Origin of the sequence: Enterobacter sp. Bisph1 (assembly GCF_000814905.1) — a bacterium.
GTDB lineage: Bacteria > Pseudomonadota > Gammaproteobacteria > Enterobacterales > Enterobacteriaceae > Kosakonia.
Map to the genome: position 1 here is coordinate 151,141 of NZ_JXAG01000047.1, position 14,090 is coordinate 165,230.

At 47.9% G+C, this 14,090-nt stretch carries 14 protein-coding genes and 1 pseudogene; 6 read left to right on the plus strand and 9 right to left on the minus strand.

All coding sequences use genetic code 11. The features are described 5' to 3' along the window. Positions 1-69: 69 nt before the first annotated feature. Entirely contained in the window at positions 70-864 is a 795-nt protein-coding gene (locus RW65_RS16130; protein WP_039057805.1) for an SDR family NAD(P)-dependent oxidoreductase, read from the plus strand. A gap of 17 nt (positions 865-881) precedes the next feature. On the opposite strand, the gene RW65_RS16135 is transcribed toward RW65_RS16130, so the two are convergent. Both RW65_RS16135 and RW65_RS16140 read right to left on the minus strand, forming a co-directional pair. Further along, positions 882-1,859 (minus strand): AEC family transporter, encoded by a 978-nt coding sequence (locus tag RW65_RS16135; RefSeq protein WP_039057806.1) that lies wholly within the window; start codon positions 1,857-1,859, stop codon positions 882-884. 295 nt (positions 1,860-2,154) lie between these two features. Further along, a complete protein-coding gene (locus RW65_RS16140) occupies positions 2,155-2,628 on the minus strand; it encodes a hypothetical protein (RefSeq protein WP_231564398.1) in 474 nt (157 codons plus the stop codon). A 637-nt stretch (positions 2,629-3,265) separates the two neighbouring features. Between RW65_RS16140 and RW65_RS23255 the strand changes: the two genes are divergently transcribed. The 4 genes from RW65_RS23255 to RW65_RS16155 all read left to right on the plus strand — a co-directional run bounded on the left by RW65_RS23255 (position 3,266) and on the right by RW65_RS16155 (position 4,668). Then, on the plus strand, positions 3,266-3,526 hold the full coding sequence (locus RW65_RS23255; RefSeq protein WP_197058896.1) for a DUF4291 family protein: 261 nt from the start codon (positions 3,266-3,268) through the stop codon (positions 3,524-3,526). 48 nt (positions 3,527-3,574) lie between these two features. After that, complete coding sequence (locus tag RW65_RS16145) at positions 3,575-3,886, plus strand: hypothetical protein (protein ID WP_156124015.1); 312 nt, start codon at positions 3,575-3,577, stop codon at positions 3,884-3,886. Between the two features lie 32 nt (positions 3,887-3,918). Further along, positions 3,919-4,275 (plus strand): helix-turn-helix domain-containing protein, encoded by a 357-nt coding sequence (locus RW65_RS21425; RefSeq protein ID WP_052250329.1) that lies wholly within the window; start codon positions 3,919-3,921, stop codon positions 4,273-4,275. Positions 4,276-4,356: 81 nt separating this feature from the next. Continuing rightward, positions 4,357-4,668: a SymE family type I addiction module toxin gene (locus tag RW65_RS16155; protein WP_039057809.1), complete on the plus strand. Its 312-nt coding sequence runs from the start codon at positions 4,357-4,359 to the stop codon at positions 4,666-4,668. Positions 4,669-5,205: 537 nt separating this feature from the next. Here RW65_RS16155 and RW65_RS16160 read toward each other — a convergent pair. The 5 genes and pseudogenes from RW65_RS16160 to RW65_RS16170 all read right to left on the minus strand — a co-directional run bounded on the left by RW65_RS16160 (position 5,206) and on the right by RW65_RS16170 (position 7,095). Then, positions 5,206-5,640 (minus strand): hypothetical protein, encoded by a 435-nt coding sequence (locus tag RW65_RS16160; protein ID WP_039057810.1) that lies wholly within the window; start codon positions 5,638-5,640, stop codon positions 5,206-5,208. A gap of 8 nt (positions 5,641-5,648) precedes the next feature. Next, a complete protein-coding gene (locus RW65_RS23380; protein WP_502685561.1) occupies positions 5,649-6,185 on the minus strand; it encodes an RHS repeat-associated core domain-containing protein in 537 nt (178 codons plus the stop codon). Next, on the minus strand, positions 6,083-6,493 hold the full coding sequence (locus RW65_RS23385) for an RHS domain-containing protein (RefSeq protein ID WP_502685562.1): 411 nt from the start codon (positions 6,491-6,493) through the stop codon (positions 6,083-6,085). The genes RW65_RS23380 and RW65_RS23385 overlap by 103 nt, the downstream gene beginning before the upstream one ends. Positions 6,494-6,622: 129 nt before the next feature. Next, positions 6,623-6,703, minus strand: a pseudogene (locus RW65_RS23390) (RHS repeat-associated core domain-containing protein); the annotation flags it as partial. Between the two features lie 110 nt (positions 6,704-6,813). Continuing rightward, the gene (locus tag RW65_RS16170) at positions 6,814-7,095 is read right to left on the minus strand and encodes a hypothetical protein (RefSeq protein ID WP_039057812.1); all 282 of its coding nucleotides are present in this window, start codon (positions 7,093-7,095) and stop codon (positions 6,814-6,816) included. 512 nt (positions 7,096-7,607) lie between these two features. Between RW65_RS16170 and RW65_RS16175 the strand changes: the two genes are divergently transcribed. Continuing rightward, complete coding sequence (locus RW65_RS16175) at positions 7,608-8,195, plus strand: DUF4291 domain-containing protein (protein ID WP_039057813.1); 588 nt, start codon at positions 7,608-7,610, stop codon at positions 8,193-8,195. A gap of 809 nt (positions 8,196-9,004) precedes the next feature. Here RW65_RS16175 and RW65_RS16180 read toward each other — a convergent pair. Continuing rightward, entirely contained in the window at positions 9,005-9,544 is a 540-nt protein-coding gene (locus RW65_RS16180; RefSeq protein ID WP_039057814.1) for a hypothetical protein, read from the minus strand. Beyond that, positions 9,541-14,088, minus strand: coding sequence for an RHS repeat-associated core domain-containing protein (locus RW65_RS16185; protein WP_231564399.1), 4,548 nt, complete (start codon positions 14,086-14,088; stop codon positions 9,541-9,543). Before RW65_RS16185 ends, RW65_RS16180 begins: the two co-directional genes overlap by 4 nt. Positions 14,089-14,090 lie beyond the last annotated feature (2 nt).

Consider the following 14,090-nt stretch of genomic DNA (forward strand, 5'->3'; position numbering starts at 1 on the left):
TTGGCAAACCCCTTCGCGCCGCAGCTGCTAGCCTTAAATCATTTGTTCAATCCATTTAAGGAGCAGACGATGAAAATCTCACTCGACGGAAGCATAGCACTGGTCACGGCATCAACGGGCGGTATTGGTTTTGCCATTGCGAAAGGGCTGGCTGAGAGCGGCGCGGAAGTGATCCTTAACGGGCGCAGCGAAGGCTCGGTGAATAAGGCCCAGGCGGCGCTGGCGCAACAGGTCCCGGGGGCGAAAATCCGCACGGCGATCGCCGATCTTGGCTCGGCGCAGGGTGTAGAAAACCTGCTGAAAGCGAGCGGTGAGGTCGATATCCTGGTGAATAATGCCGGGATTTATGGCCAGCAGGATTTTTATGCCACCGACGACGCCACATGGGAAAGCTACTGGCAAACCAACGTGATGTCCGGCGTGCGTCTTTCCCGCGCGCTGCTGCCGACAATGGTGAAAAAGGGTTGGGGGCGCGTGGTGTTTATCTCTTCAGAATCCGCGCTGAATATCCCGGCGGACATGATTCATTACGGCGTGAGCAAAACCGCGCAGCTGTCGCTGGCGCGCGGGCTGGCGAAGTTTGTCGCCGGCAGCGGTGTGACGGTTAACAGCGTGCTGCCGGGGCCTACCCTTTCGGACGGCTTTGCCGGGATGATGCAAGAGGAGATGGAGAAAACCGGTAAGTCGCTGGAGACGCTGGCGAAAGAGTTTGTGATGGCTAACCGCCCAAGCTCGGTTATTCAGCGCGCCGCCACCGTTGAAGAGGTGGCGAACATGGTGGTGTATGTATGCTCGAAACAGGCTTCAGCCACCTCTGGCGCGGCGCTGCGCGTGGACGGCGGCGTAGTGGATGATATTGTCTAACGCCGTTCCGGCTGGCCTTAGGGCCAGTCGGGATAATAATGGGCCATTAAAATCATAAACAGCGGCGTGGTTACGGTAGATAGCAGCGTGGAAAGCAGCATGCTGGTCGCCGTCGCCCCCTGCAGCACCTGGAATTTTTGTGCCATCAGATAGACATTAATTCCCACCGCCATCGATCCCAGCAGTACCACGACCTGGCTCTCGGCCCGTGGCAGATGCAGCAGCCAGGCAATAAGCCAAATCAGCGCGGGCATTAAAATCAGTTTAAACAGGCAAATGGTCAAACTTTCCGGCAGCCCTTTACGGATTTGATAGCGCGAGAGGCTCATACCAAGGGTAATCAGCGTCAGCGGCGCGGCAACCTGCGCCACCATGCCCACCGGGCTGTCGAGGAATTGCGGCAGCGGGCGGTGAAACAAGAAGCTCCAGGCGAAGCCGCTAAAAATACCGATAATAATCGAGTTGCGCAGTACGCTGAGCAGCGTTTTGGCGATCCCTCTCACCGAGAAACTGCCGTTTTGCGCCCACTCCACCGACACGGTAACCAGCGTCCATAAAATCAGGCTATTAAAAACCAGTACCAGCGCGACGGATGAGAGGCTCGGCGTACCCAGCAGAATAATGGCGACCGGAATACCGAGCATGACGTTATTGGAGAAAATGCCCGCAAGGCTAAATACCGAGGCGGAAATGGCCTCCATGCGGAACAGACTTTTCGCGGCGATACGGCCAATCACATAGATAACAAAGCAGGTGCCGAAGTAAGCAATCAGCAGGCGCATATCCACCGGAGGGCTTTCAAAGAACTTGCTCATCACTTTGAACAGCATGCATGGGATAGCCACATTGAAACAGAAGCGGTTAAGCCCTTCATTGACCGACTCCGGCCAGCCCGCGAAGCGTCCCAGGCCATATCCCAGCGCAATCAATAAAAAGAGCGGTGCCGAGAGGAGCAATTGTTGCGCGAGCTGCGCGAAGAATTCAGCCGTTTCCATTCCATCCCCGGTAAGTATTGAAAAGAGGTTATTTTCTTTTGTTTTTCGCAGTATACGGGAAGGTTTTACGGGCGTCAGTCTGCCCGCTTCGGCTTTGGTGTTTTACCTAAAAAAAGCACGCAGCGTGAGCACTCTCGCCGCGCCTTTTTATCACCATCATCGCTGAGAAAAGGTGTTTTTCTGCGGGTTAAATGGCTTTGCGTTGTTGCCAGGAAAACGGTGTTGCGCAGTCTCCGCCGATGTTGGGCTTCACCATTAAGCAGGCGCAAACATCAGCAGAATAGCGCCGTTAGGCTTAACGCGGCTTCCAGGCGGAATGATCGCTTACATAAATTTGATTGAGTACGACATCATCGGGAATTTGCGCGAGTGAATCGGCGATTTCATCGTAGGGGGAAGGCAACGTAAAAGAGAGCCCGTAATCGTTATCAATAATCAGCGCGCCGTTAACAATACTCACATTTGTGCTGAGGTTAAGCAACTCCCCCATTGTCATCCCCGCCGATAATCGATTTTTATATTTTCCGCTATAATTTTCATTACAGCCCAGCGAAACAATAATATCGTCCGTGGTGGTGGCGATTGTTAAGGTGCCTTTATCAACTAAATAGGCATATCGCGTTTCAATAGATGGCGCAGGCAGAGAGTACTCTTTTATTTCCACATTAAATCGATTGAATATGTCATCCAGATAAAAATCAATTGAATCACCTAAACGTACGTTTCCAAGCGAGGTAAAGCTCACAATATCCGCGTTGAAGTCAACCATAACCATTCTTCCCTGGGCAAAACCCGTCTCTGATGCACGATATATAAACAAAAAGGCTGCTATATGCGAATAACTCTTTTTATCGTTTTCTTAAAGAGTCGAGCTGCCTTTGCAGTGTAGTGCACTTATTACCATTTATATTATGAATAATTTTAATCATGTTATACGACTAAATTTTAAACATTCGCGCAATGAGAAGGATTTTTAGGATATTCCTTATATAGCTCAAGCTTATAGACTAGTCAAAATTCGATTCGTTAATATATTCCCAAACCGCGATTTAATTGATGTGAGGTATATGTAGGTCAAGGAGGTGATATCGGACAAGTCGCTGAAACCCTACTTCCACAGGGTAACCGATTGAATTACATTATATATTTACAGCAGTCGCTTCAATTAAAAAGTTTCATGCTTCGTTAAATAAGCGGCTCTCTAGCGAGGAATTATTTGTATAATGCGGTAATTATTACGCATCGAAGTAAATAGTTTTCCGCTTTAAACGTTTCTATACCTCTTGCGCCAGATACCGAAGCGATAAGCTTATTTAGGGTAAATTTCATCCTGATAAAAATAAAAACATGAGTTCATTTCACTGCCAAAAGGGAAATTAGCGCTTTTTATAGTGAAGATTTTATTCGTGTTTAGCAAGGCTATTCAAACACTCTTGCGGACAAGGCGCTGCTATGAGTTCCTTCGTATCCACGTCGTTCATACTGACCCGCTGTCGATAATTAAGCCCTCTTTTGTGTGGACTTTTCACCGCTCCGGCTGGGGCAAAAAGCACGTCAGCCAGCTGCGGATCCTCACCGTTGATCTTAGTCTTGTGGAATTACGGCGAATAGTTAACCAGAGGATTTTGAGCGATCGCTGGCGTTTCTGCAGCAAAAAAGCCAGGTAACAAAATCAAAGCGGCGGAGGTGTGATTCAGGAGGAGCCGGAACGCGATATGCGTTTCAACCAGCCTGATACGGCACGATACAGCTCGGCTTGCCCAATCAAGTGGTTGCCGGTTGGTTGGAAGATTGCGGAGGTTACGAAGCTGGGGGAGAAGATGCAGCGGCGCTGGGTAATGTGCCTGGCGATATCGTACTGGGTTTCCAGCTTCAGCGCGTCCGGGGTAAAAATGGCGATCTGTTATGTTTTTTTATTTTGGAAAACAGTTCGCATATTTATCGGTGCCCGGTTGGGTATACGTGTTTTAACGATTAATATTGAATCATATCGAAGTAGACAAATTAATTTGTATCGTAAAGCTTAAACAGTCACGTTATATTCATGGAAGATTGATATATGACCATTATTTCGGCTCAGATGAAAAAATTGCGTGAAGCAAAAGGATTATCTCAAACAGAGCTGTCACAACTGCTAAACGTTTTACCCAGAGTTTATAATCGATGGGAGCGCGGGCATATGTGTCCACAACTATCAACCGTAATTAAGCTGGCCGACATATTTGATGTCTCTATCGACGAACTGGTTGGCAGGCCCGTTAAAGCGAAAGAAATCTTCTTCCATAACAAAGAACTGCACTTACTCTGCGCACTGGCTGGTACTTTATCCCATAAAGAGCAGAAAGCATTGAGCAGGGTGATGAAAAATTACTTTTTATATCTTCTGGTGAAGGATTTAGCAGAATCTAAAACGTAGGTATTCGTATTAACGCGATGGCAATGAGTTCGCAGCTCACTGCCACCGCTCACCACAATCAACTAAACGAGGTAGTTAATCATGGCTAAAACGCATTCTAAGGCAGAAAGCAAGATTTCCAAAGCACAGCGTCGCTATAAAGTCGGTTATGTGAGCAAACGACATCAGGATCCTAAGACACTGCATTCCAGATATTACTCGCGACATCCCAGCCTGCATCTCAAAGGTGACTGGCTCAAAGAAGCCGGTTTCGATACCGGAAGAGGCGTTACTGTAAGGATTTCACCGGGCTGTCTGAGCATTATTGCTGACAATAATGAAGTATATGAACTCAGAAAGCAGCTTCTGCAGGCGTTGCAGGTAGTAAAAGAGGTGAAGGCTGTGCTGGTTTGAAAGCATTTAGTCAAGAGCCGAAAATAGAGTGTTATTTCCGGCTCAACACTTTTATTTGTGAAACCTTTAATGTTATAAATATTTAATTTTTCCTGCCATTAGACAGCTTGAAATTTAACTATCTGAAAGCCTTGCGCCAATAAAGATGGATCCAGATATACCCCCCTAAAATTTATGTCATCAGATTTTCAGCTTTCAAAATAGAATGCATAAAAATTTTATTTTGCATGGTAGAAGTCCGTAAAATCACAATTGATAGATTTCATTTCACCAAAAAAGTTTTTGAGTTTACTCTTAACGGAAGTACATTTCCGGAAGTGCCATTTATACTTGTTAACTCAATAAATGTTTTATAGCATATACATTTTGTAAATTTTACAGAAAAATTTTCAAGCATGATAGATTCAGTGAAAGATCATAAACTTACTTAATTTGGTCAAAATTCGTTAATATATAAAAATATCACAAAAAAACCGGAAGTTTCATTTCCGGTCTCGTTATTACTATCCAATATGTCAAATATTCTTTAGAAAGTAATTAGGATTTTCTCTCAAGGTAGAATTTAAGATATTTTTTAGGGTATTCTTTAAATGGTCTTTCTTGACCATATTTATATGCCACGTCAAAATTTTTATATGCTTCATCAACTTCATTCATCTCAAAAGAAGCCATACCAATATTAATGTAAGGTGTAATATCAATATCAGAACTTCTGTGTTTTAATTCTAAATAAGCCCATTCTTTAGCTTTTAAATAATTCCCCATAGCAAAATAGGCATTAAAATAACACCCAACAAGCCATGCACTAATCATTTCCCATTCAAACTTTGGTTCGGGTAAGAGAGAAAAGGCTTCATCATATTTTTCTAGTGCCTCATCATATCTTTTATTATCATCAAGCTCATTCCCAAGAGAAATAGTCTCAATAATTTTATTTTCTAAAACCGTATCAATTTTTGAAAGCTCTTTCATTATTCCTCCTAAAAATATTGTGAAACCTCAGCGGGCCCAATAAAAGTCGCTGGATCTCTATAAGTTTCAAGTAGTTTCGTGCCTTGCGAACGGTTATATCCAAAATATTCAAGTTCATAATTATTTGGATCCCTGATCCAGGCTCTTACTTCTGATGCTTTAGCACCATAGAAACCACCTTTTTGATTCCAATATGAAACTGCATCAGTTAAATGTGCCATATCGGCCATTTTTACTGGATACCATTTCCCGTCCGTAGAGCTTTTAAATCGCATATTATTACCTGAACCAATAATTCTTCCTTCTTCACGCATCCGCTGAATAACGGCGCGGCCAGTACGGGAATTTTTGCTCGGTGTTCTTCCCATATACTGCAATCTACAGCTTTTCCAACCCAACGGATCCACCCAAACCAGCGGATCCACCACATAACTATATGTGTTCAGCCCACCGAGCAACCCAATCGGGTCCATCTGCGTGTAGCGCCCGCCGCAGGGGTCATAATAGCGAAAGGTGTTGTAATGCAGGCCCGTCTCCCGGTCCAGATACTGCCCCTGGAAACGCACAGGTTCTGTGGCACATCCCAGCCGACGCGCGCGGTTTCCCGCACGCTGCGTCCCCAGGTGGTGGACACGCCCTGCCACACCACATCGCCGCTGCTGTCGGTGACTTTTTCCGGCAGACCATTTAATTCTGTGTGATGCCAGTAGACTTCCGCATGCTGTTCAACGCTGTCGACACGGGCCAGCGGTTCGTGACTGTTCTCCGTGTAGATATACATCGGTTGAACATGTTCAACCACTCCAGGATATTTAGTCTGCATTTCTCGTCTGAACACAGGTTCGTTTAGCATTCTCTCATAAACAGATTGATTTCCACGTTTAAAATGCTCTCGGTCGGAAAGAGAATATTCAGAAGGATCTAAAGTATGTTCATGGAATAAATTATATTTACCAAGCTCACGTTGACCTTCACCTTTATATAAGCCTAAAGGATCGATCCAACTGAGAGGGTTCGGCGCATACTGATATAAATTAATGCCCCCCGCCAGCCCTATCGGATCAATTAAAATAACTCACCCGATGTTCGGTTCGTACTACCGGTTGTGGCTGTAAATTACCTTCATAACGTCGTCATTGTGTAAGAAATCGGTTACGCTACCGCCATATTTCTTTATGGCATCCGCATTAAACATTCCCGAAGGCGCTTAAGTAACTCAGGCTCATCAAGACAGTCTAATGGTCTGATATTGTCAAGCATAGGTACTTTCTGCTCTATCCACCATTCTCCTTCTTTTATCCCTCTTTTTCCGTAGATAACGATTGCCAAGTCAAGAGCGCCATTGAGCTTACTAGATAAAATACGTGCATTTTCATCTAGATAATCCTCAGCGTAGAGCCTTACAAAATCATTCCAGTCAGCATCACCAGAATAATACCTTTCTAATCTATGCATATTAAAATCCGAAGAAAGCAATCAAATTTGAACCAGTGGGATTTCGTGCTGAAGGAACAAATATTCCGTCATATCCTTGAGACTTAGCCCATGCGCCAATCTGGTGAGTAACATCATCAAATTTAAGTCAAAACAGTACGTTGAGCACATTTAGCCTTATATAGCACAGGGGTAATGATTGGTCAAAAACGTAGTCGCCATTTTTTTCAGGCCTGGCTATTTAATTGCCTTGCAGGATAAGAGAGTCAAGCTAGTGATATAAAGTACGCGAGTATCATACTGGTTACTATCATAATTGGTGGGGTAGAAAGGAAATAGAGAGGCGAAAGCTGCTTCGATGAGGTATTTTTATGCTACGCATTTTTTCTGCTGCTTCAAAAAAATTTTTTGTACAATAGAGTTATTATTATAAGATGAACTAAATCAACGACTTTAAGAATTGTTTTACTTCGTTCAGGTCGAATGATAAAAAGTGATATCAAGCGGTCATATTTAGGATAAATCACAGAATAATGAAGAGAGAAATACTCGCTAATACGCCTGGCGAAAGAGAGATCCGAGCGTTTTATAACCAAGATATTATACGCGTTTACCAGGCCTATTCTGACGCCATCGCCGATAGCGCCCTTGAGAACGGTACCTTTGTCTCTCCGCCGTTTAGTATGACCCGGATGACATGGATCAAGCCCTCTTTTATGTGGATGATGTACCGCTCTGGATGGGGCAAGAAAGATCACAACCAACAGCGGATCCTGGCTATCGATCTCACCCACGAGGGATTTCGTGAAATCCTTGAACAGGGGATTCTGAGTCATCATCAACAATCCGGCAGCGAAGAAGCTGAATGGCAAAAACGAATCAAATCTTCAGATGTGGTTATTCAATGGGATCCGGAGCGCGACATTCGGTTGAACAAACTTGAGCATCGTACTATCCAGATCGGCTTGCGCAATCAAGCGCTCAAAGATTACTGCCAGAAATGGATAGTTAACATCACGGATGTGACTGATCTGACGCAGGAGATATGTGCTCTGGTGGAAGCCGAACGCATTAGTGAAGCGCTGGAGATGCTGCCAAAAGAGCGGGTATATGGGGTTTGAGGGCATTTCTGAGCTGCAAACGTAGATATAAATATTCTCGTTTAGAGAATATAATTAGTAGCTAAAAATTTAGGTGACGGCCCTCAGCTAAAAAATTATCCTTTTAGTCGGTTTTTTTACAGCAAAACCACTCCGCTCGATATTAATTCTTATATACTTTTAACGATTATCGATACGGGAAGAAATTCTTTACTAATCTAATAACTTATAATGTTTTGGGCGTAAATGCTTCCATTTAACAACTAGTTTGCGCTTAAATTATCTTTTCCATCCAACGCCCGCAATATATTTTAAATTTTTCATCAAACGATGAAAAAATCACTAACTCCAAGACCAAATGTCTCTATAATTTTTTTTGGAATTAATAATTTCGACAACCCTTCGAAAAACATTCAATCTTTATTTATTGATTTTTTATAAAAGATTAAACCTATCAAATAATTATATTTCCTTGATTTATCATAAAATGAGATGCAAATCTGTATCTAAGAATGAGCGTCTGCTAACCAATCGATAATTAAACACCAGTTCATTCAAACGCTGCTCTTTTATCTAAAAAATAATTAGGTGAGATTTAATAACCTTAATCTCATTCATGCTCTAAATCTTACCTTAATTTAATTGAGATTTTCATCAGAAACAAAATCGATTGTTTACAAATAAAAACACTCCTATTAGCGCCCACGACAGTTCATAAATTTATTTTTCATTTTAATAATCATGCTTTTATTCAAAAAAGTGTATTTATTAAAACTATACCTTCTAATTAGATGAGCTTTTCTCAAAGAAAATAATTTTTAAAGACATGCCTACTTAAGATCGTAATTTCTCATAACATTGTCAACTTGTTCGCGTACTTCTTCCCATCTGCTTTCCATTAATAATTTTAGTTTATCAATTGCACAAGGCGTTCCAATTTTTGCTAAAGCATAAATACAGTCTGATGCAAGAGTAAATATCCCATCTTCTCTATCATCTTCGAGATAGTCGAAATCAGTGATCGCACAATGATAGATTGCATCGACTACTTCAGAAGAATGACTTTTCAAACCGACTAACGCTCTTAAAACATCAGCATGCTTTTCATGCCAATTTTCAGTCATCAGTGAAGCAAGCGTATTTACATCGTTTTCAGAGAATTCAAAGTGAAATCCCAAGTACATTGCAAGCTCGAGAGAAACTGGATCCTTTGTAACCAGTGAATTATTTAATTCTCTAGAAATCGCCTCATTGATATTAGCGGGTCCGTTTAAAAATTTTCTCAAAAACTCCTCATCAGTTATTTTACCCTTCCTTAGAGGGGTGTTGTTAATAACGGATAAGATCAAATCTTTTTTATCAATAATCATTTTGGTAAAACCTCAAATGAGTGTATTCCATCATTAAATATATTTAATGCATTCCCACCTTCTCTACCTAAAGCTATATTAATCTGGTCTCCTTCACCTTTGAACCTTGCATATTGGGTCCCCCAGCCCCTAGTCTTAGCGGGGCTGAGCATTTCAGGATAAGTATTTGCTGCTAATGAAGAGCTATCCCTTATGCCAATTCTTTCCAAAGCATCGGTAGTACCTGGTTTCATCGTGAATTTTACTAAAATACCGTCATAGTTTTGAGAAAATCCCCGTGTCGGCGAAATTGTGGTCTCTGTTGTACCTGGCATGCGTCCTGTTGCTTTCAAAACTTTATAATCCCGCTCAGACATAGATCGGTAGAATACATCTTTCTCAGGTGGTTGATAGCAACCAATTCTTGCCAGACCCAGCGGATCCATCCAAGTTAACGGATCCACCACATAACTATAAGTGTTCAGCCCACCGAGCAACCCTATCGGGTCCATCTGCGTGTAACGCCCACCACACGGATCATAATAGCGGAAAGTGTTGTAATGCAGCCCCGTTTCGCGGTCCAGATACTGCCCCTGGAAGCGCAGGTTCTGTGGTACATCCCAGCCGACGCGCGCGGTTTCCCGTTCGCTGCGTCCCCAGGTGGTGGACACGCCCTGCCACACCACGTCGCCGCTGCTGTCGGTGACTTTTTCTGGCAGACCGTTTAGTTCCGTGTGATACCAGTAGACTTCCGCATGCTGTTCAACGCTGTCGACGCGGGCCAGCGGTTCGTAGCTGTTCTCGGTGTAGATATACTGCACCGCCGCATCCGGGTTGCTTTCGCTGGTTTCGCCGACCATCTGCAATCCCGCCCAGGCGAAATGCGTGCATTCCGGCTGGCGGTCGCGCTTTTTCCACACCCGTTTTTCCGTGCGGCGACCGAGGGCATCGTAGCGATATTCGGCTTTAGTAAATTCAGAATTACCCTCGATAAGCACCTGGCTGATGCGATGCTCATCGTCATAGCTGAAGCGCTGCACCGTACCGCGCTGAGCATCGTGGCGTTCGGTCATGCGACCAAAACCGTCATACTCCCAGCGCACGCCTTCCAGGCGTTTCAGCAGGTTGTCCCACACCGGCGGTAAATCCGCCGTGGTGCGGTTATCCGCCGCGTCGTACCAGAAACGTTCTTCACCCGTCGGCTGGATGCTCTGGGTCATGCGCCCTGCGGCGTCGTAGCCCCACAGCGACTGACGGTATTTTTCCGCAGGCGTCGGCGGTGCGCCGTCGGTATACATCTGACGGATAATCTGGTCGGCGCGATCCCACTGGTAACGGCGCTCGAAGACCAGCCGGTCGCGCACATTGTCCATGCAGCGGCGCTGAGTGATCCGCCCGGCGATATCGTACTGGGTTTCCAGCTCCAGCGCGCCCTGCGTGCGGTGGGTTTCGCGGTGCAGTTTGTCGCGCCGGTAGCCGGTGATTGGCAGCGTTTTACCCGCGAAGGCGAGCTGCATCTCCAGCAGATGCCCGGTGCCGTAGCGCAGATACTGCATCTGGCGTCCGTCCGGGAAGGTGGTAGCGCTAAGGTTACTTAACGCATCATATTGATGCTGATAAATACCAGAATGGTTCTCTTCACTGACCAGATCCCCCAACTTGTTGCGGCGGAAAACAATCACCTCGGCGTTTTCCGGCTCGCGGGAATCAATCATCGCCTGCCGCCACTCGCTGTAAACATAGCGGCGCACTTCCGTCGCCAGCTCGCTGTAGCGGTATTCGGTGCGGTGCTGCTCGGTTTCCCGCGCCACCATGCGCCCGAGGGCGTCATATTCGTAGTTCATTACCTGCGGCGGCAGGTTGCTGCCGCTGGCGGGATGGCGTACCAGGGTTGCGACCTGTTGCGATGCGTTGTACTGGTACTCCGTTTGCCGCCCGGCGTAATCATGCTGGCGCATCAGCAGGCCGGTGGCGGTGTAATCGAAACGCCATTGCTGGTTATTGGCGTTGGTTAGCGTGACCAGCCGACCCGCGCGGTTAAAGCGGAAACGGGTGATATGCCCGGCGGGATCGACGGCTTCCGTGACCTGGCCGCGCGCGTTCAGGGTGACTTTACGCTCGCTGATACCGTCCACGCTCTGGCCGCACAGCAGCCCGGCTTTGTTGTATTTAAACAGGGTTTCGCGGCCATCGGCGCGAACAAAACTTTTCAGGCGGCCTGCGGCGCTCCAGATATAGCGCTCGCTATTGCCCAGCGGGTCCGTAGTGAGTTCCAGCCGACCGGCTTCATCGTACTGGCGACGGCTCTGGTAACCGGAGCAATCCTCTTCGCGGATCAGCTGCCCCAGCGCGTCCCACCAGAAGCGGTGGCTGTTATCCAGCGCATCGATGCGGCGGATCAAATCGCCCTGATCGTTCCACTCAAAGCGGGTGACGCCGCCTTCGGGATCCGTCAGCGTTACCACATCGCCCGCCAGATTGTATTCATAGCGCCAGGTTGCGCCGTCCGGCAGCACTTCCGTTACCGGGAAGTCATACAGCGGATGCCAGGTTTTCAGCGTCGCGCGATCCAGCGGGTCGCGCTCAAGGGCCATATTACCGCGCTCGTCCCAGGCATACTCCCAGCGGCCGCCATCCGGCTGGATCACGGCAAGGGGCTGTGCGGTTTTGCCCGCCCAGCTAAATTGCCATTTACCGCCGTGCACGTCGGTATATTCGGTAATACGGTAGAGCGCATCCCAATGGTGGTCGCTTACCACGCCTTCGTCATTGCTCACGCGGGCAACGCGTTTGGCTTCATCGGCGTCGATGCGCCAGTTTTCCAGCACCGTGCCCTGCTCGTCGCGCACCTGATACGCGCTAACGCGCCAGTGGCTGGAGTCGGCGGCGGGTCGCCACAGGTAGTGCACGGTTAAGCCAGTAGAAAAGCCGTGCCAGGCCAGCAGATCGCTGGCACGATCCCAGCCGAACTCGCGGGTAACAATGCCATCGGCATCGGTCACGGCGATCAGTTGCCCTTGTTCGTTGAAATCATAGGAAACCAGCTGATGGCGCGCGCCGCCGCACACCTGATACACCGCATGCAGCCTGCCGGATTCATCGTCATGCTCCAGTTCCACATCCAGCGCTTCGTTATCGCTGGAGATGCGCACCAGCTGGCCGCGTTCGTTCCAGCTAAAATAGTGGGCGTTTTCATGGCGATCGAACAGGCGGTGCATACGCCACTCGCCGGGGCGGGTCGGATCCGGTTCATAAACCTGATGTTCGCCATCGCCGGTCTGAATCACCATTGCGCCGTTCGGGCTGGAGAAGAGTTTTAGCCCCTCGTCCGGGTAGGTGATCATATCGCCTGGCAGCACTTCGCCAAGCCCCAGCTCGCGTCCGCTCATATCGCGGAAAATCAGCTGGTTGTCTGCCAGGCGAATCAGGCGGGTTTCAAAGGGCAGCATCCAGCCGGTGCCGAGCATGCCGGTGGCGCGATTGCGGCTGTGGTAGATACGCTGCCAGTAGAGCGGCATGCGGTCCGGCAGCACAAAGTCGAGATCCTCCTCTTTGGCGAGGAGTTTCGCCCCGGTCGGAATATTGACCGGGAAGGCGGTGTTCGCTGCGCTGATCGCTGCTGCGGAAACAATCTCCGATACGGCTAAGCCACCGAGGGGACAAACAATCTCTTTTAGCACGCCGCGGATCAGCTGGCGCTCGCAGGCCATTTTGATCAGGCGCGAAATCGCACCAATACCCAGGCTGCCCAGCAAGTTGCCCAGCAGGTACGCCAGCTGGTTTTTACCGCTGCGGATATCGCGCACGGTTATGGTATCGCCACCGATGCGCACGCGCGGATTTTCACTGACTTTGATTTCGGCTTCGCAGGTGCTTTTCTCGCCGTTGCGCGCCGCCGGTTGGTTGTTGATTAAGACGGTTCTGGAGCCTTGCGCGACAAAGTTGCTGCTGGTGACCATATGGCCTTTTTTGCAGTCAACGTTATCTTGCGGCATCGGGGTGGCATAGGGGTTGGCGCTCTCGACCGTCGGCTGAGTTAAATCATCCCACAGGTTCGAGCCCCACTTTTTCATGTCATCAAGTGTGAGATGGCTGGCGCGTTCGGCCACGGCGAGGATCGCCGCCGTTGGGTTCAACGCGGTTTTCAATACCGCCGCCGCCCCGGCCAGCGCCAACGAACCGATTGCTGCCCAGTCGATACTGTCATCGGCAGGCGCGGCGGCAAGGCTATTAAGATAGTCGCGATCTACCGTGCCGGCAGCGCGCGCGGCTTTCTTGCCCATGATATGGACATCATCAGAACCGGAAACAATATGCGCATCGGGAGGCCCGGGGTCGATAAGCGCATCCACCATTTTCCCGGCGGCATCGCCAATGCTCTCCAGCGTACCGCTGACCATTAGCGCGCCAATCGCCACGGCACCAATAACAGCGCCAATACCGGAACCGGCGGCGACGACAATACCGAGAACAATTGCCCCTTCCACCAGCCCGCCAACGAAGTCCGCCAGCGCAGAGCTATGGATCAGCGGGTCATCAATGCGGGCCGCGATGTAATCCGTCATCC